The 17348-nt window shown below is 40.3% G+C and carries 18 protein-coding genes; 15 read left to right on the top strand and 3 right to left on the bottom strand.

The genetic code is table 11. The features are described from left to right. Positions 1-40: 40 nt before the first annotated feature. The 4 genes from HMPREF0501_RS02970 (at position 41) to HMPREF0501_RS02955 (ending at position 4623) form a co-directional block, all read left to right on the top strand. The gene (locus HMPREF0501_RS02970; RefSeq protein ID WP_006916369.1) at positions 41-2134 is read left to right on the top strand and encodes a PBP1A family penicillin-binding protein; all 2094 of its coding nucleotides are present in this window, start codon (positions 41-43) and stop codon (positions 2132-2134) included. 53 nt (positions 2135-2187) lie between these two features. After that, positions 2188-2541: a YlbF family regulator gene (locus tag HMPREF0501_RS02965; protein WP_040455689.1), complete on the top strand. Its 354-nt coding sequence runs from the start codon at positions 2188-2190 to the stop codon at positions 2539-2541. A 60-nt stretch (positions 2542-2601) separates the two neighbouring features. After that, positions 2602-3558 carry a 3'-5' exoribonuclease YhaM family protein gene (locus tag HMPREF0501_RS02960; RefSeq protein ID WP_006916367.1) on the top strand — a complete coding sequence of 319 codons (957 nt, stop codon included), beginning with the start codon at positions 2602-2604 and terminating at the stop codon, positions 3556-3558. A gap of 96 nt (positions 3559-3654) precedes the next feature. Then, complete coding sequence (locus HMPREF0501_RS02955; protein WP_040455686.1) at positions 3655-4623, top strand: peptidylprolyl isomerase; 969 nt, start codon at positions 3655-3657, stop codon at positions 4621-4623. A 66-nt stretch (positions 4624-4689) separates the two neighbouring features. On the opposite strand, the gene HMPREF0501_RS02950 is transcribed toward HMPREF0501_RS02955, so the two are convergent. Together HMPREF0501_RS02950 and HMPREF0501_RS02945 are read right to left on the bottom strand one after the other, a co-directional pair. Further along, positions 4690-4896, bottom strand: coding sequence for a hypothetical protein (locus HMPREF0501_RS02950; protein WP_006916365.1), 207 nt, complete (start codon positions 4894-4896; stop codon positions 4690-4692). 1 nt (position 4897) lies between these two features. Then, a complete protein-coding gene (locus HMPREF0501_RS02945) occupies positions 4898-5326 on the bottom strand; it encodes an HIT family protein (RefSeq protein WP_006916364.1) in 429 nt (142 codons plus the stop codon). A gap of 123 nt (positions 5327-5449) precedes the next feature. Between HMPREF0501_RS02945 and HMPREF0501_RS02940 the strand changes: the two genes are divergently transcribed. From HMPREF0501_RS02940 to HMPREF0501_RS02925, 4 genes are all read left to right on the top strand, one after another. Then, positions 5450-6187 (top strand): ABC transporter ATP-binding protein, encoded by a 738-nt coding sequence (locus HMPREF0501_RS02940; protein ID WP_006916363.1) that lies wholly within the window; start codon positions 5450-5452, stop codon positions 6185-6187. Then, a complete protein-coding gene (locus HMPREF0501_RS02935; protein ID WP_006916362.1) occupies positions 6180-7379 on the top strand; it encodes an ABC transporter permease in 1200 nt (399 codons plus the stop codon). Before HMPREF0501_RS02940 ends, HMPREF0501_RS02935 begins: the two co-directional genes overlap by 8 nt. Positions 7380-7389: 10 nt before the next feature. Further along, on the top strand, positions 7390-8034 hold the full coding sequence (gene trmB / locus HMPREF0501_RS02930; protein ID WP_006916361.1) for a tRNA (guanosine(46)-N7)-methyltransferase TrmB: 645 nt from the start codon (positions 7390-7392) through the stop codon (positions 8032-8034). A 373-nt stretch (positions 8035-8407) separates the two neighbouring features. Then, positions 8408-9142 (top strand): transaldolase family protein, encoded by a 735-nt coding sequence (locus HMPREF0501_RS02925; protein ID WP_006916360.1) that lies wholly within the window; start codon positions 8408-8410, stop codon positions 9140-9142. A 92-nt stretch (positions 9143-9234) separates the two neighbouring features. Here HMPREF0501_RS02925 and HMPREF0501_RS02920 read toward each other — a convergent pair whose 3' ends face one another. Continuing rightward, a complete protein-coding gene (locus tag HMPREF0501_RS02920) occupies positions 9235-9567 on the bottom strand; it encodes a hypothetical protein (protein ID WP_006916359.1) in 333 nt (110 codons plus the stop codon). Positions 9568-9724: 157 nt separating this feature from the next. On the opposite strand from HMPREF0501_RS02920, the gene HMPREF0501_RS02915 reads away from it, so the two are divergent. The 7 genes from HMPREF0501_RS02915 to coaE all read left to right on the top strand — a co-directional run bounded on the left by HMPREF0501_RS02915 (position 9725) and on the right by coaE (position 17323). Then, on the top strand, positions 9725-10045 hold the full coding sequence (locus tag HMPREF0501_RS02915) for a thioredoxin family protein (protein WP_006916358.1): 321 nt from the start codon (positions 9725-9727) through the stop codon (positions 10043-10045). A 138-nt stretch (positions 10046-10183) separates the two neighbouring features. After that, a complete protein-coding gene (gene ytpR, locus HMPREF0501_RS02910; RefSeq protein ID WP_006916357.1) occupies positions 10184-10822 on the top strand; it encodes a YtpR family tRNA-binding protein in 639 nt (212 codons plus the stop codon). Positions 10823-10839: 17 nt separating this feature from the next. Further along, complete coding sequence (gene murC / locus HMPREF0501_RS02905) at positions 10840-12150, top strand: UDP-N-acetylmuramate--L-alanine ligase (protein WP_006916356.1); 1311 nt, start codon at positions 10840-10842, stop codon at positions 12148-12150. Positions 12151-12235: 85 nt separating this feature from the next. Continuing rightward, positions 12236-12943, top strand: coding sequence for a Bax inhibitor-1 family protein (locus HMPREF0501_RS02900; protein WP_006916355.1), 708 nt, complete (start codon positions 12236-12238; stop codon positions 12941-12943). 107 nt (positions 12944-13050) lie between these two features. Beyond that, positions 13051-15714 carry a DNA polymerase I gene (polA, locus tag HMPREF0501_RS02895; RefSeq protein ID WP_006916353.1) on the top strand — a complete coding sequence of 888 codons (2664 nt, stop codon included), beginning with the start codon at positions 13051-13053 and terminating at the stop codon, positions 15712-15714. 188 nt (positions 15715-15902) lie between these two features. Further along, on the top strand, positions 15903-16736 hold the full coding sequence (gene mutM, locus HMPREF0501_RS02890) for a bifunctional DNA-formamidopyrimidine glycosylase/DNA-(apurinic or apyrimidinic site) lyase (RefSeq protein ID WP_006916349.1): 834 nt from the start codon (positions 15903-15905) through the stop codon (positions 16734-16736). Beyond that, complete coding sequence (gene coaE, locus HMPREF0501_RS02885) at positions 16733-17323, top strand: dephospho-CoA kinase (RefSeq protein WP_006916348.1); 591 nt, start codon at positions 16733-16735, stop codon at positions 17321-17323. The genes mutM and coaE overlap by 4 nt, the downstream gene beginning before the upstream one ends. Positions 17324-17348 lie beyond the last annotated feature (25 nt).

Below are 17348 nucleotides of genomic sequence, written 5' to 3'. Positions count from 1 at the left end.
GTGATAGAATTATTTGGATTGGTAAATAATGGAGGATTAAATGAAGTCGTTCAAACTAGACAATTTACGTCAGCGAATCCAAGGATGGGTTAAAGAACATTGGCAGAAGTTTCTCGCGTGGCTAAAAAGGTTTTGGCATCGTTATCAATTAACGAGATGGCTAATTGTCATTTGTCTGACCCTTTTTTTATTTATGAGTATTTATCTCACGATTGTCGCTAAAACGGCTGGTGTTGGTAAACTCGCTTCACGTCTTGAGCGGAATACGATTATTTATGATCGCCATAATCAACAAGCTGGTAGCCTTTATTCCCAAAAGGGGACGTATGTTAAATTAGATCGAATTTCCCAAAATGTACCCGATGCGGTCCTTTCAACCGAAGATCGGGGATTTTATCATGAGCATGGGTTTTCGTTCCGTGGACTTGGTCGTGCCGGATTCTTGCTTTTAAAAAACAAGCTGCTTCATCGTGATTACATTTCTGGTGGGGGGAGTACGTTAACCCAGCAGTTAGTCAAGAATGCATTTTTAACTCAGCAGCAAACTTTTTCGCGGAAAGCTAAGGAAATATTTATTGCCATTGAAGTGGAAAATAAATATTCAAAAAAAGAAATTTTGACCATGTATTTAAACAATGCCTACTTTGGTCATGGAGTGTGGGGAGTTCAAGATGCAGCAAAGCGTTATTTTAATCGCAACGCGAGTGAACTAACGGTGCCACAAGCTGCCACTTTGGCAGGAATGCTAACCTCTCCAGGAATTTATGATCCAGTGGATCATCCACAAGCAGCTAAGCAACGACGCAATGTTGTCTTACAATTGATGGTTGAAAATAAAAAATTGAGCCAGTCAGCTGCTAATTCATATAAGCAGACACCATTAACGATTAGTAACGGTTACCATTACGAGGATACGTATAAGTATCCATACTATTTTGATGCTGTTATCAGTGAAGCCATTAGTCGTTACCACCTGTCCGAAAAAGAGGTTATGAATAATGGTTATAAAATTTACACGACCTTAGATCAAGGTCAGCAGCGAGCAATGCAGAATGTCTATGATGATGACGATAACTTTCCAGCCAGCAATGGTGCAACCGTACAATCTGCTTCAATTGCGATGAATCCGAAAACCGGTGGTGTCATGGCCATCGTTGGTGGTCGGGGCAAGCATGTTTTCCGGGGCTATAATCGGGCAACCCAGATGACTCGCCAACCTGGATCAACGATGAAGCCCATTGCAGTTTACACCCCAGCGCTGGAACATGGTTATTTTTATGATTCCAGCTTGGCAGACAAAAAACAATCGTATGGCAGTAATCATTACACACCACAGAATTATAATCACCAATACAGCGGGAGTGTCCCAATGTACAAAGCGGTTTACGAAAGCTTGAATGCACCAGCAGTTTGGCTACTAAATAAAATCGGGGTTAATACCGGTTATCGAATGGCCCAACAATTTGGCATTCCGGTTACAAAAGGTGATCGTAACTTAGCACTGGCCCTTGGTGGGATGACTAAAGGGGTTTCACCAGCTCAAATGGCACGGGCATATGCAGTCTTTGCTTCAGGCGGTCAATTACCGACTACCCATTTTATTACGAAGATTGAAGATTCATCAGGAAAGGTCATTAAGCGTGACCGCCGATTGAAAACAAAACGGATTATATCACAAAAAATTGCTAACCAAATGACGAGCATGTTAATTGGTGTTTACAAGCACGGTACTGGGAAAACAGCGCGCCCAAGTGGCTATACCTTAGCAGGGAAAACCGGCACCACCGACACTGGTAAGGACGATAATAACGATCGTGACCAGTGGATAATTGGTTATACTCCTGACGTCGTGGTGGCCACTTGGGAAGGATATGATAACGCTAAGAAGAATCAGTACCTTTCTAGCGTTGAAAGCACAGATATTAATTCGCTATTTAAGACTGAAATGGGCAGCTTGTTGCCAAATACGAAGGGCACCCAGTTTACGGTTAAAGATGCTCAAGAACGCGCTCAAGCAGGGACTAAATCAGAAAGTAACTGGACTGGTCAACTTGCTGATGAATTTAAGCGGGGAGCAAGTGAGCTTGGTGATCGGGCGAGTCAATTTTGGAATGGAATTCGTTCGATGTTTTAGACAATTACTGAAAGCATGATACAATAAAAAAGATGAAATTTTAGGAGGACTCTATCATGGTAAATATTTATGACACCGCCAATGATTTAGCAAAACAAATGCGTGAAACGCAGGAATACACGGCGCTTGAAGCTGCTTTTAATGAAATGATGGCAGATAAGGATGCCTTTGAGCTTTTTAAGAACTTCCAAAAGGCGCAAGCAGCTGCCCAACAAAAGCAAATGCAAGGACAAAAGCTAACCGAAGATGAAATTAAGAATGTCCAAAATTTGGCTAGCGAAGTTAGCAAGAAGGATGTTGTGAAGAAGTTAATGGAAAAGGAACGACAAATGGATGCGATGATGCAACAATTGAACCAAACCATTACCGCACCAATTCAAGAATTATACAAAAAGGCAATGGACTAAATTCTAAGCGGACGGGCACTCTTTAGGTGGCCGTCTTTTACTATCAGAGGGGTAATCGGTGTGGCAAAACAAATTAACGATTTTCAAGACGGTGATCATTTCAAGATCTTTGCACTCGTGAAGGATGCTCAAGTGCGCACAACCCAAAAAGGAGCTAATTATCTGGCACTTACTTTTGGTGATCAATCTGGAGAAATTGCCGGTAATTTATGGGACGTAACGGATCAGCAAATTCAAGATTTTCAATCTGGGGTAGTTGTACAGGTTGAGGGGCAACGTACTAGCTATCAAGGACGTCCTCAAGTCAGTATTACAGCAGTGCGGTTAGCAACTGTAGATGAACCGCATCAACCAGAATTATATGTTGAACGAGCACCAGAGACGGAAGACCAAATAAAAGGCGCCTTACGACCATTTGTAATGGCAATTAAAGAGCCAACTTGGCGACAAATCGTCAACCACTTATTAGCTAAGCATGGCGAAACCTTTTTTCAATCGCCGGCAGCCAAAACCAACCACCATGCTTTTGTCGGGGGCCTTTCATACCATACCCTGTCGATTTTGCGTTTATCCCAGAGTGTCATTCAACAATATCCGGGGATTAATGAATCGCTATTGTACGCCGGAGCGTTACTTCATGACTTGGGGAAAACAGTGGAACTTTCGGGAGCGGTTGGTACCCAGTACACCATTCCGGGGAAACTACTGGGGCATATTTCGTTGATTGACGGTGAAATCTGTGCCGCTTGTCAAGAATTGGGAATTGATTATGAAAGTGAAACGGTGGTGTTATTGCGTCACATGGTCTTATCTCACCATGGATTGCTGGAATACGGTTCCCCAGTCCGGCCAGAATTATTAGAAGCAGAAGTTCTTCATCATTTAGATGAATTGGATGCCTCCATTATGATGATGCAATCAGCTTTATCCAAGGTTTCCCCTGGCGAATTTACTGACCGCCTTTTTGCGCTTGATAATCGATCTTTTTACCAACCTGATGAAAATAAGAAAAAATAATGAAATTTTCATAAACAATTGTCTTCAGACGTAAAACTATTCCAGATTATGTTATATTAGATTGGTGATTAACTATTTAAGGGATGTGAAATTGATTTGAAATCAAAAAAATTATTAGCAATTTTGGCTGGTGTCGCTGTAATGATGCCATTAGCTGCTTGTGGTAATAAAGCAGTTGCAACGACCAGTGGTGGTAAGATCACCCAAGACGAATACTATAGTAGTATGAAAAATACTTCCCAAGGGAAGGCTGTCTTGCAGCAAATGATTTTGGATAAGGTCTTACAAAAACAATACGGTAAGGAAGTTTCCAAGGCTGACGTTAATAAGGAATATAATTCTTATAAGTCACAATATGGGTCATCATTTAGTGCAGTTTTGCAACAACAAAACCTAACTGAAAAGACTTTTAAAGACCAAATTAAGTCCCGTTTGCTTCTTGAAGCAGCGGTTCGTCACTACTCCACTTTCTCTAACAAGGCGATTAATAAGCAATGGAAGAAGTATGAACCAAAGGTTGAAACCGCTGAAATTCTGGTTGGTTCAGAGGATGATGCTAAGGATATTATTAGTCAGTTAGATAGTACGAGTGGTAACAAGTACAAGAAGTTTAAGAAGTTGGCAAAGTCCAAGTCAACTGATACTTCCAATAAGAGTACGGGTGGAATTGTCCCAGCGTTTGATAATACAAGCACTTCCGTTGATTCTGCATATAAGAAGGCTGCCTTTGCATTAAAGACTGGTGAATATACGAAGGAACCTGTGAAGACCGACAATGGTTACCAAGTTATTTACATGGTTAAGCATCCAGCTAAGGGTGCTAAGAGTGCCCACATTGCCGATTTGAAGACCAAAATTGTTCAACAAAATATGAATAACCAATCATTTATGGAAAAGGTTATTTCGAAGGTCCTAAAGAAGGGGAACGTTTCAATTAAGGATAAGGATCTGCAAAACATCCTTTCACAATACTTAAACCCAAGTGCTAATACTGGTGCTGCTTCTGGAAGTAGCTCTTCAACTGCCAACTCTAGTTCAACAAGTTCAAGCAGCAGTTCCAATTAATTCATAAAAATTAAAGGCGTGATTATCAGGCTGCTGATGCAGTAACATGATAATCACGCCTTTTTATTACTCACTTTTGGCTAAAATCTGCTCTATCTTCTTAATTGATGGTTGAATTTTAAATTGGTATCGTTGTGTAGCTCGCTGTAATTCATGAATGGTTTTAGTTGCTTTAGCAAAACGCGATGGTAACTTAGCCACATTTCGTTGGAGTTGATGATAATTACGGACGACCTTTTTGAGGGCTTGCCATTCCATCGACAATTTTTTCATATTATTTCTCCATTTGATCAACAATTGCTTTTTGAATTGCTTGATATTTAGCATCGGTATATTGATCAGAGTTATCAGTGAAGTTAATGCTAAACGTATCTTGAGTAGAATAACGGGGAATTAAATGAATATGAGAGTGGAAGACTGATTGGTAAGCAACCGCACCATTGTTATTTAAAATATTCATTCCGACAATGTCAGGGTTAGACTGCTTAATTGCGCGTGCAATTTTAGGTAACCGCGCAAAAACTTCGCCAGCTAACTTCTCATCATAAGCGAAAATATCTTGGACATGCTTTTTAGGCACCACGAGGGTGTGACCAGGAGTACCTTGTGAAATATCCAAGAAGGCTTTGACAACGTCATCTTCATAAACCGTGTAGCTTGGAATTTCACCATTGATAATTTTACAAAAAATGCAGTCAGTCATATTACGTTCCTCATTTCTTAGTTGATATGTATTAGTATACCGCATTCCTTTTTAATTGGGAAAAGTCGTGAATTGCGGTATGCTATAATCAAGAATAAATAATGAAAAAAGAAGGAATACCGCATGACATTACAAGTCCATAATTTGGTAGGTGGTTATTCTCAAATTCCGGTTTTGCATCAAGTTAGTTTTGAGGTTCATCCAGGAGAACTGGTTGGATTGATTGGTTTAAACGGTGCTGGAAAATCAACCACCATTAACCACTTAATCGGTTTATTGCATCCTTTTTCTGGTTCGATTGTGCTCAACCAACACGATATTGCAACGGATCCGATTGGCTACAAGCAGCAAATTGCCTATGTTCCAGAAACCCCGATTCTATATGATGAGTTAACGTTGCGCGAACACATTGCACTAACCATCAAAGCCTATCAGTTAGACCATGATGAAGCTTGGCAACGAGCAACTAGCTTATTAAAGAAGTTTCGGCTTGAAAATAAACTTGATTGGTTTCCTGCTGATTTTTCTAAGGGAATGAAGCAAAAGGTAATGATCGTGTGTGCTTTCATTACCAATGCCCAATTATTCATTGTCGATGAGCCATTTTATGGGTTAGATCCGCTAGCAGTTCGGGATTTGCTCGATATAATTGAAGATCGTAAACAAGCCGGAGCGGCGGTCTTAATGTCCACCCATGTACTGGACACAGCCGAAAAATACTGCGACCGGTTTGTTCTACTAAGCAATGGTCGGGTGAAATTCCGGGGAACGCTGGCAGAAATGCGCCAGGCAACTGACGACCCTCAGGCATCACTGAATGACATTTATTTAAATATGGCAAAGGGTGAGCAGGATGGATAGACTATTTCATGAACGCCGGCAAAAACATTTCCTGTTACTTTTGAAATACTGGCGATTAGTATTTAATGATCATTTTGTGATTGCACTGTTTTTCTTGTTTGGTGCTCTGGCGTATGGTTATGCTCAACTACTGCCAAGTATTCCGCCACATAATTTATGGATTAGATTCCTACTAGTGTTAATTATGGTGATTGTGACACAATTAGGACGGTTGGCGACGCTAGTTAAAAATGCCGATCCTGTATTCTTATTACCGCAGTCATCTCAGATGAAAAAGTATTTTCGTCAAGCCTTTTGGTATAGCTGTATCCCTGCCGAGTTGATTACGCTGGCAGGGGTGGTGGCCGTTTTACCATTGGCCATGGTGACTGATCGAATGACCACTATGTTAATTAGTGAAGTGATCATTACAGCAATACTAACTAAATGGAGCTGGCTGAAGCTGGCCACTTTGCAAATTACGTTGCGGTTTAGAAATGCTGATTGGTTACGTTCCATTCAGTGGGGTGGACCGTTTTTGATTTGGACTTGTACCTGGATCATTCATCCACTTTTCGGCCTCGCACTCAGTATTATATGTAGCCTAATTACAGCTTGGTTAGCCATGCTTTGGTCAGAAATTGACTGGCGCTGGGCAGTTTTAGTGGAGCGCAATCGGATGGCAACGGTGTACCGTTTTTTCAACCTTTTTACGGATGTTCCTAATTTACAAGGACACATAAAAAAACGTCCTTATTTAAATCCACTGATGCGGTGGTTACGTGAAGATTCTGTGTGGCATTTTTTATATGGTCGTGGTTTGGTGCGTAATACTGAGATCAGTGATCTTGTCCTACGCCTAACATTGGTGATGGCGATAATTTTGGCATTTGTGCCGATAATATGGTTAAATAGTGCCATTATGGTACTTGCTCTTTACTTGATTGCGGTCCAGCTAATGCCGCTATATGATCAGTATGCTAATAATGCTTTTACTTACGTTTATCCGGTGAGTGCCGAATTACAAACCAGAGATTTTAAAGATGTTATTCGCAAAGTAATGATTATTGTTGCGGTGATAATGGTCCTGGCTTCGTTTGGTACTCAACGGAGTTTCGAACAATTAATCATTAATGCGATTATTGCCTTAATTGAAGTACCGATTTTATCAACTCGATATGTTCAGTCGCGAACGGAAAAAATGAAGAAGTGAGGAATTTTTAATGCGCGTAAAACATAAAAAGTGGGCAGAGCCACTCCTGGTTGCCCACCCAGAAAAAATGGTTTTAAACCCGAGTGAAGTGAAGGGGCAGTGGTCAGATCGCTTCCCGAAAGATCAACCGATTCAACTAGAAGTTGGGATGGGCAAAGGTCAGTTTATTATCGGAATGGCAAAAAAATATCCGAATATTAACTTTATTGGCTTAGAAATTGAAAAGACCATTGCAGCAATTGCTTTAAAAAAGGCCTTGCCGGAAAACCTGCCGAATCTACAATTTATTTGTGCTGATGGGGCGGAACTAACGGACTTTTTTGCTGACCATCAAATTGATAAGCTTTTTCTCAACTTTTCGGATCCATGGCCGAAAAAGCGGCACGCTAAGCGACGGCTTACCTATCATACCTTTCTGGCAGGCTATGAGCAGGTTGTTAAGCAAGGGGGGAGCATAGAGTTAAAGACTGATAATATGGGCTTTTTCGAATTCTCCTTGCAGAGCCTGAATAATTATGGCATGAAGTTCGATGGAGTTTGGTTAGACCTGCACCACAGTGATGAGAATGCTACGAATGTTGAGACTGAATATGAACATAAATTTAGTGAGTTGGGGCAACCAATCTATAAATTAGCTGCCCATTTTGATAGTTAATTAATAAATAGAAGGATTCTTTTGTAAAGTAAAACCGTGTTCCTGTTCGGAATTGCCGAACACTAGAACACGGTTTTTTACTTGTGAAAGAATGAGAAATGCAAAAATTGGTATACTTTATATTTATAAATTCTTTAAAAAATTTTTTAAAAAAATGTTTAAAGAACTGATAAACGATTATCATGAAATAGCAAGCTTGTGGTTATCGCGTGACACACGGTTGCACACTGGTGTAGCTGATAAAGGCTTACGATTTGATTTTGCTTAAAATGGTCTGCTTTTCACTTGACGAGGGTAGCACTTAATGGCAACATAGGCATCGTGGATTGAAAAAATTAATTGGTATAGTTTTGATTTGTGAAAGGAAATAAAAATGCAAAATCAATATGCAATTAAAATTTATTCAGATGGTGCAGACATTAAAGCCATGCGCCAAATGGTTAAGAACGATTATTTGAGTGGGTTTACAACCAACCCGTCGTTGATGAAAAGAGCTGGGGTGACAAATTATCTATCCTTTGCCAAACAAGTGGTGACTGAATTTCCGGACTACTGTGTTTCATTTGAGGTGTTTGGTCAAACTGCTGATGAAATGAAACGTGAAGCGGAAATTTTATCTGGACTTAGTGAAAATGTATATGTGAAAATCCCAATTATTAATTTAAAGGGAAATTACAATACTGAACTTATTCATACGTTATCAGCTAATGGGATTAAAGTTAACGTAACGGCAATTACGACTGAATTGCAGGTTCAAGCAGCGTTGGCGGCATTATGTCCTAGTTCACCAGCATTTGTATCGTTATTTGTTGGCCGGGTTGCCGATACGGGAGCAGATCCAATTGATTTTGTGAAGAATTCTGTTGAGATGGCGGATGATTTTGACAATGTTCAAACGCTTTGGGCCTCGACTCGAGAAGTGTATAATATTACGCAGGCCGAACAACTTGGTGTGGACATTATTACAGTGCCACCAGTAATCTTGCAAAAGTATAATGAACGCCGGTCATTTACGCCTGATGATGTGGCATTAGATACCGTGCATGGTTTTGACAAAGACATTAAAACACTTGGCTTTAGTATCTTAGATGATGCCGTGCTGGTCTAAATTAGTTATTAGCATTCCTTAATAGTGAAGTAACGCAAACGGGTTCTAAGACTTGATTTTTTCAGTCCTAGAACCCGTTTAAACATAAAACATTAATTTGCACGTGTTATTTTTAAAATTGAACCAGTTTCAGCATCGGCAATGAATCGATAATCTACTAATTGGTCATCTTCGCGCCGCTGGATACCACCACGATAAACAGTAGCTTTGGTTGCAAACCGTTGGTAAGGGTGCGGTTGGTGGTCAATCCAACTTCCCTCGACGGTCCCTTCTTTTTTAAAGGCATCAATGGTCTCATGCAATATTGTTGCAGGGGAGATTTGTCCTTTGCCTAATAGTTTACCTAATAAAAATCCAGCAACACTGGAAATCCCTAACGTTGCGGAAAGGACCAATGGCCGATACGTGCTATTGCTATTATTCATTCTAATCACTTTCTTTATGTCGTTAAATTAAAATGTATTTTAACAATTTTAGAGGTTCTCAGCAAGAAAATCGACTGCTGGTTAAGTGAAGTTGCCGAAACATTGATAGGTGTGGTAAAATTTACTTACATAAAATAAGAGAAATGGAGATGTAAGCATGGAACGTTTACCTAAGATGACGCAAGATGAATTAAATCAGCGGGTTGCTGATGGCAACTATGTTCTATTTTTTACAGCTGATTGGTGCCCTGACTGTAATTTCATTAAACCGGCAATGCCAGAAATTGAAAAAGATTTTAATGACTATACTTTCCTGCTGGTAGATCGTGACGAAAATATTGACTTGGCGGCTGACTTAGGGATTATGGGAATTCCAAGTTTTGTGGTTTATAAGTCCGGTCAAGAGGTTGGCAGATTTGTTAATAAGGATCGTAAAACGAAGGAACAGGTTGAAGACTTTTTAAAAGGTTTAGCATAGAAATGCGGGGACTAGGCAATCGTGATGATGCCGGGTCCCTTATTTTGTAATTAGTGCTTACTGATTACGGCAGTTATGGTACAATCTAATCTGTGAATATTTAAAGAAGAATGAAACTTAGAGGGATGATTAAGAGAGATGCTAATCGCAAGTTATAATTCCCATGAAATGGGCGATATTTTAGTGTTAATGGTTGCGCCTGGTAATGGTGACCAAAGCGAACAAACCCAAAATGGTGTTGTTGAAATTACTAATCACGAGGATGGTAAATTATTAGGTTACAATATTTTACATGCTAGTGAATTATTACCAGAACTAAAGTCAGTGAATGGTAATGTTGACTTGGATGCTGATCAGATTGACAAGATTAATGCTCATTTGACGGCCGCTGGTTTCAAGCAGTTGATTGAACCAGCTACGCAGCCGCATTTTCAAGTTGGTTACGTAGAAAAAATGATTGATCATCCGAAGTCCGATCACTTGCACATTGCAACAGTCGACTTTGGGAGTGAAAAGCGCCAAATTGTTTGTGGATCAGTTAATTTGCGAGAAAATATCAAAGTCGTTGCTGCAACGGTTGGTACGATGATGCCCAATGGTAAATTGATTTGGCCCGGTAAATTGCTGGGAGTTGAAAGTGATGGGATGATTTGTACCCCACGTGAATTGGGATTGAAAAATGCTCCTGATAAGCCGGGATGTTTAATCCTCGATGATGATTTTGCCGCAAACGGTGCACCGTTTGATTTTAATCGTGGTAATCAACTATTCGCCTAACAGAAAGGAACACTAATATGAATAATCAGAAAAGTTACTATTTTGTTGGGATTAAAGGGACCGGAATGGCCGCTCTAGCACGGGTGTTAAATGATCTTGGCAACCATGTTGAAGGCTCAGATATTACTAAAGAGACTTTTACGCAGGCTCCTCTAGAAAAGGCTGGAATTCAGATTCATGAATTTGATCCGGCTAATTTGAAGAAGGGGATGGTCGTTGTTCAAGGAAATGCCTTTGGTGATGATCATCCAGAAATTGTTCGCGCTAAGGAACTGGGGCTAACGATTCAAACGTACCCCCAAACGGTTGAACAAGTCATTGAGAGTAACACGTCTGTTGGAATTGCCGGAGCACATGGTAAGACTAGTACCACCGGCTTACTATCACATGTACTCTCAAATGTTGAACCAACAAGTTACTTAATTGGTGACGGAGTGGGTCATGGAAACCCAGATTCACGGTTCTTTGTCTTTGAAGCTGATGAATATCGTGACCACTTTTTAGCGTATCATCCTGACTACGCGATTATGACTAATATTGATTTTGATCACCCTGATTATTTTAAGGATATTGATGATGTTCGTGCTTCATTTGAGCAATATGGTCAACAGGTTAAAAAAGGGATTTTTGCATGGGGTGACGATCCGAACCTGCGTCAACTTAAAGTTGATGTTCCAGTTTATTATTATGGAACCAATCCGCAGGATGATTTTCGGGCGGAAAATATCGTGCGTACTCCAGCAGGATCGACCTACGATGCTTACTACCATGATCAAAAATTAGGGACGTTTACAATTCATCTTTACGGAGAACACAGTGTCCTGAATAGTTTAGCGGTTGTTGCGGTGGCCTACATGGAACATGTTGATTTATCTGCAATTCAAAAAGAGTTAGCAGATTTTAATGGGGTTAAGCGGCGTTTCAGTGAAAGCAAGCTGGGTGACATGACGATCATTGATGATTATGCTCACCATCCATCGGAAATTAATGCTACGATCGATGCTGCGCGACAGAAGTATCCAGATAAGGAATTAGTGGTTGTTTTCCAGCCTCATACTTATTCACGGCTTCAGGCATACTTAAAGGAGTTTGGGCAAGCCTTAAGTAAGGCGGATCAGACATTCGTTACCCCGATTTTTGGTTCAATCCGGGAAAATGCGGGGCATGTTTCTAGTGCGGACCTTGAGCAGCTAATTCCTGGTAGTGAAGATATTGACATGAAGACAATGAATAAGCTTTTAAATTACCATCATGCAGTAGTTGTCTTTATGGGTGCTGGTGATATTGAAAAGTATGAAGATGAATATGCTCGTTTGTTGAAAAACTAGTTTATAAATGAGTAAAATTCTTGATTGAAATGGTGGCGTTTGCTACCATTTCTTTATAAATTAACTGATTAAAGGAGGAGTTATCGTGGATAATTTTTCACAAGAACCGCGTCGTGAAGTGAACGTTGCAGGATTAAACAGCTTTTTAACCCGGATGTATGGGTTAATGTCCGTTGCGGTTATCGTTTCTGCATTTGTGGCATACTTAACCATGGTTCCATTTCGGGCATCGTCATTAGCATTTGCAACCCAACATAGCGGAATGGTTTGGTTAATTCTGCTTTTGCCAATCGCACTTTCAATGGGAATTAGTTTTAGCGCAACACGAAACCCGGCGGGAAGTCTGATAATGTTAATGGTAATTGCGGTGATTTATGGATTTGAGTTCTCACTCATCTCGATGGCGTATACCACTGCTAATATTGCTGCTGCTTTCCTATCATCATCTGCCGTTTTCATTACGATGACAATTTATGGAACAGTAACGAAACGTGATCTTAGCCGTGCAGGAAGTCATGCTTTAGCTGCTCTGGTGGCCTTAATTATCGCTAGTCTGATTAACATGTTCTTGCGAAGCGCTGCAATTACTTACGTTTTTTCGTACATTGCGGTAATCATCTTCGTAGTCTTAACTGGTTGGGACGCGCAAAAGATGAAGAATATTTATCTTAATTATGGATCACAAGTATCAATCGGTGGGTTAGTAGTTCTAGGTGCTTTGCAACTATACTTAGATTTCATTAACCTCTTCTTATCCTTATTACAAATATTTGGGATGAGTGATCGTAACTAACGCTATTTAGAGAGCGGACAATGAACTAGTTTAGTTCAGGTCTGGTCTCTTTTTATTTTTGGTTAAAGATTGTTACAATGGTACAAGAAAGAGAGCGAGGTTGAATTATGGCAGAAAAGCAACTTTTATTAATTGACGGAAACAGCATTGTTTTCCGGGCATTTTACGCAATGCACACGCAAATTGATCGTTTTACGAATCAGGACGGTTTACATACAGCAGCCATTTATGGATTCAAACTAATGTTGGACCATGTCTTAGATAATTTTAAACCGGATGCTGCATTAGTTGCCTTTGATGCAGGGAAAACGACTTTTCGAACTGCTAAATATCATGACTACAAAGCTGGTCGGGCAAAAACCCCCGAAGAACTAACCGAGCAGTTCCCATATGTGCGGCAATTGGTAGAAGCTTCAGGACTGCATAGCTATGAGCTGCCAGATTATGAAGCCGATGATATTATCGGGACATTAGCAAAACAGGCAGATCAGGCAGGCTTTCGAACTTTAATTGTTTCTGGGGACCGTGACTTAACCCAATTGGCAACTGATCATACTACCGTTGCGGTGACCAAGAAGGGAGTTACCCAAACCGAGCACTTTACGCCGGAGTATATGAAGGAGAAATTGGGGGTAACACCAACTCAATTCATTGATGTTAAAGCGTTGATGGGTGATAGTTCAGATAATTACCCTGGGGTAACCAAAATTGGTGAAAAAACTGCGCTGAATTTGATTCGTGAGTATGGTTCTTTGGATGGACTTTATGAAAATATTGACCAGATGAAGAAGAGCAAGCGGAAGGAAAATTTAATCAATGAAGAAGCTATCGCTCGGCAGTGCCAAGACTTAGCACGGATTCGACGTGATGCGCCGGTTAAAATTGGTTTAGCAGACCTAGCTTACGAAGGCCCTCAACAGGAAAAATTAATCGATTTATTTGAAAAGCTGAATTTTAAATCATTTTTGGCTAAAATGCAGGTAGCTCCAGATACTCATCAACCGGTAGTCAGTGAACAGGTCCAGTTTACTGAACTCACTACTGATAATCTGGCGGAACTCAAGCAAATCAAAGATCAGATGGTCTTCCTTTTGGAATTACCTGATCCTAATTATCATGTCTCAGCAGTGGCAGGGTTTGTAATTGGCTCGCAGGGTCACTGGTGGGTTAGTCAGGATCCAGAACTTTTATCGGCTCCCGAGATCAAAGAGTTACTAGAAAATCCGAAAATTAAAAAGGATACATTTAATGCGAAGGCGCACTATGTTGCTCTTCATCGCCAGGGAATTGAACTTCATGGGAATGGCTTTGACTTCTTACTTGTCTCTTACTTATTAAATACAAATGATAATAGTAACGATCTTGGCCAATTAGCCCATGAACATAATTATTACCAGGTTCAATCTGATGAAGAGGTTTATGGAAAAGGTAAAAGCCGCCACCTTCCCGATGACCGGAGTGTTTTCTTCACCCACTTAGTTCAAAAGGGAATGGCAATTGAACAGTTAAAACACCCCTTAACTGATCAGCTTCATGAAAATGAACAGTGGCCGTTGTATACCGATATTGAACGGCCACTTTCCCACGTGTTGGCTAAAATGGAAATTGCAGGAGTACATGTTGATGCCACTACTTTGAAAGAGATGGGGAGTAAGTTAAAGGAACGGCTGGCAGAGTTAGAACAAGCCATTTATAACGAAGCTGGGGAAGAATTTAATATTAATTCGACCAAACAGCTGGGGACGATTCTTTTTGAGAAGATGAAGTTACCAGTCATCAAAAAAACTAAAACCGGTTATTCGACATCAGTTGAAGTTTTAGAAAAGTTACAGGGCCGGGCGCCGATCATTGACAATATTTTGGTTTATCGCCAAATTTCCAAAATTCAGTCAACGTATATCACTGGCTTGCTCAAGGTCATTCATTCATCAGACCAAAAGATCCATACTCGTTATTTACAGACCTTAACCCAAACGGGGCGGTTGTCATCAGTTGATCCAAACCTGCAAAATATTCCTGTTCGTTTAGAAGAAGGACGTAAAATTCGTCGCGCGTTTAAGCCGAGTCAACCTGGATGGAAGATTTTCTCTAGTGATTACTCTCAAGTTGAACTGCGAGTACTTGCTCACGTAACGGGGGACCGTAACCTTCAACAAGACTTTATTGATGGTAAGGATATTCATGAAAGTACTGCTCGACGAATTTTCCACTTGTTACCTGGGGAAAAAGTAACTCCAAATATGCGACGGCAGGCTAAGGCGGTTAACTTTGGGATTGTCTATGGGATTAGTGACTATGGGTTGTCGCAAAATATCCATGTCACCCGTAAACAAGCTCACGAATTTATTCAAAGTTACTTCAAAGAATTTCCAGGGGTTCAGGAATATATTGAAAACATTGTTAAGCTCGCAAAAAAACAAGGTTATGTTGAAACCTTGACCCATCGACGGCGGTATTTACCAGAGATCAACTCCAAGAATTTTAGTCGGCGTTCATTTGCTGAACGGACGGCAATGAACACTCCAATTCAAGGGAGTGCTGCCGATATTATCAAAATTGCGATGATTAATATGAATGAGCAACTTCAAAAAGCGGGGTTAAAAGCTAAAATGTTGTTGCAAATCCATGACGAATTAATCTTTGAGGCCCCTGAAGAGGAAATTGATCAATTACGAGAATTGGTGCCAAAAGTGATGGATTCTGCAGTTAAATTGGATGTGCCACTGAAAGTTGAAAGTAAAGTTGGCGACACCTGGTACGATTTAAAATAATGCAGCGGTGACTAGTGGCTTAGCATTGATTGAAATGCGAATGTTAGTGTAAAGATGGGATTGTGACAGAAGACGGACAGCCATGTCCTTGCTGTTATGATCCCGTTTTTATACAGTAGCAGATTGGAAAATTTGCAAATTATTTGTAACAGTTTATAATGGTTCTAAAAAACTTGGGAGGCGGAATTATGCCTGAAATGCCGGAAGTGGAAACGGTTCGTCGTGGGTTAAACGAAATTGCAGACGGCCAGCAAATCATTGGAATTGATGTTAATTATGGGAAAACGATTGAAAATGATGTGGAAGGATTCCGTGAAGCTTTAGTTGGTCAAACGATCGAACACGTTGATCGACGTGGCAAATACTTATTGTTTAGATTTTCTAACCACCTAACGATGATTTCACATTTACGGATGGAAGGGAGTTATTTTAAACAAAAGACGGGAATGCCGGTTGATAAGCATACTCACGTGATTTTCCATTTTAAGAATGGTACAGATTTATGTTACCGTGATACTCGTAAATTTGGCCGGATGCGACTAGTAACGACTGGTGAAGAGATGAATTACGGTGGTCTACGGACAATTGGCCCTGAACCCACTGAACAAGACTTTAAGCTCGATTATTTTGAACGGATCTTACACAAGAGTCGCGGCAAAATTAAGCCATTTTTATTAAATCAAAGTCATGTTGCTGGTCTCGGTAATATTTACTGTGATGAAGTATTGTGGATGAGCAAGATTAATCCGGAACAGGCTGCCAACACTCTTACCCATGAACAAGCTAAGACGTTACGAGAAAATATTATTAAAGAAATTGCAACGGCCACAGAACATAAGGGGACGACTGTGCATACTTATAAAAACGCATTTGGGGATGCCGGTGGTTTTCAAGACTACTTAAAAGCTTATGATCATGGTGGCGAGAAGTGTCCCCGTTGTGGAACCAAGATGGTTAAGATTAAGGTTGCTCAACGCGGTACAACTTATTGTCCGCATTGCCAAGAATTGATTGAAAAATGAGGATTATTGGTATTACTGGTGGTATTGCCTCTGGAAAGTCAACGGTCAGTAATTATTTAATCCGCTGCGGTTATTCAGTAGTGGATGCTGATCACGTTGCTAGACAGGTGGTTGCACCAGGAACGCGTGGTTTGAAAAAAATTGTGCAGACATTTGGCCCCCAAATTTTAACTGATGATGGACGTTTAGATAGGCAGAAATTAGGCCAGGTGGTTTTTAATTCACCAAATCAATTACAAAGATTAAACGAGATTTTGCAACCACTGATTCGACAGGAAATTATCCGACAATTGACAGCATTGCAAAGGACAGATCACCAATTAATCTTTTTAGATGCACCGTTACTATTTGAGCAACATTATGATACACTGTGTGATTTAGTAATGGTTGTGGTGGTTTCGCCAGCGATTCAATTAAAACGTTTAATGAAACGTAACCAGCTTACTGTTGAACAGGCTGAGGCAAGAATCAAAAGTCAGCTGCCATTAGGGACTAAAAAAACATTAGCTGATCTAGTCATTGATAATGATTCGACCATTGCTAGAACCGAACAACAAGTCCAGCAATGGTTGGATAATGTTCAGTAATTTGAATGTGGTATAATGATGCTTG

The organism is Limosilactobacillus coleohominis 101-4-CHN, from assembly GCF_000161935.1.
Lineage (GTDB): Bacteria > Bacillota > Bacilli > Lactobacillales > Lactobacillaceae > Limosilactobacillus > Limosilactobacillus coleohominis_A.
Note: the sequence above shows the minus strand (reverse complement) of the source record. Positions and strands in the feature narration are given on the sequence as shown.

What these genes read in the sequence shown, in the direction of transcription:
- HMPREF0501_RS02970 (WP_006916369.1), top strand. Translation starts at nt 41, where the DNA reads ATGAAGTCGTTCAAACTAGACAATTTACGTCAGCGAATCCAAGGATGG.
- HMPREF0501_RS02950 (WP_006916365.1), bottom strand. Translation starts at nt 4,896, where the DNA reads ATGAAAAAATTGTCGATGGAATGGCAAGCCCTCAAAAAGGTCGTCCGT.
- HMPREF0501_RS02945 (WP_006916364.1), bottom strand. Translation starts at nt 5,326, where the DNA reads ATGACTGACTGCATTTTTTGTAAAATTATCAATGGTGAAATTCCAAGC.
- HMPREF0501_RS02940 (WP_006916363.1), top strand. Translation starts at nt 5,450, where the DNA reads ATGACATTACAAGTCCATAATTTGGTAGGTGGTTATTCTCAAATTCCG.
- HMPREF0501_RS02935 (WP_006916362.1), top strand. Translation starts at nt 6,180, where the DNA reads ATGGATAGACTATTTCATGAACGCCGGCAAAAACATTTCCTGTTACTT.
- trmB (WP_006916361.1), top strand. Translation starts at nt 7,390, where the DNA reads ATGCGCGTAAAACATAAAAAGTGGGCAGAGCCACTCCTGGTTGCCCAC.
- HMPREF0501_RS02925 (WP_006916360.1), top strand. Translation starts at nt 8,408, where the DNA reads ATGCAAAATCAATATGCAATTAAAATTTATTCAGATGGTGCAGACATT.
- HMPREF0501_RS02920 (WP_006916359.1), bottom strand. Translation starts at nt 9,567, where the DNA reads ATGAATAATAGCAATAGCACGTATCGGCCATTGGTCCTTTCCGCAACG.
- HMPREF0501_RS02915 (WP_006916358.1), top strand. Translation starts at nt 9,725, where the DNA reads ATGGAACGTTTACCTAAGATGACGCAAGATGAATTAAATCAGCGGGTT.
- ytpR (WP_006916357.1), top strand. Translation starts at nt 10,184, where the DNA reads ATGCTAATCGCAAGTTATAATTCCCATGAAATGGGCGATATTTTAGTG.
- murC (WP_006916356.1), top strand. Translation starts at nt 10,840, where the DNA reads ATGAATAATCAGAAAAGTTACTATTTTGTTGGGATTAAAGGGACCGGA.
- polA (WP_006916353.1), top strand. Translation starts at nt 13,051, where the DNA reads ATGGCAGAAAAGCAACTTTTATTAATTGACGGAAACAGCATTGTTTTC.
- mutM (WP_006916349.1), top strand. Translation starts at nt 15,903, where the DNA reads ATGCCTGAAATGCCGGAAGTGGAAACGGTTCGTCGTGGGTTAAACGAA.
- coaE (WP_006916348.1), top strand. Translation starts at nt 16,733, where the DNA reads ATGAGGATTATTGGTATTACTGGTGGTATTGCCTCTGGAAAGTCAACG.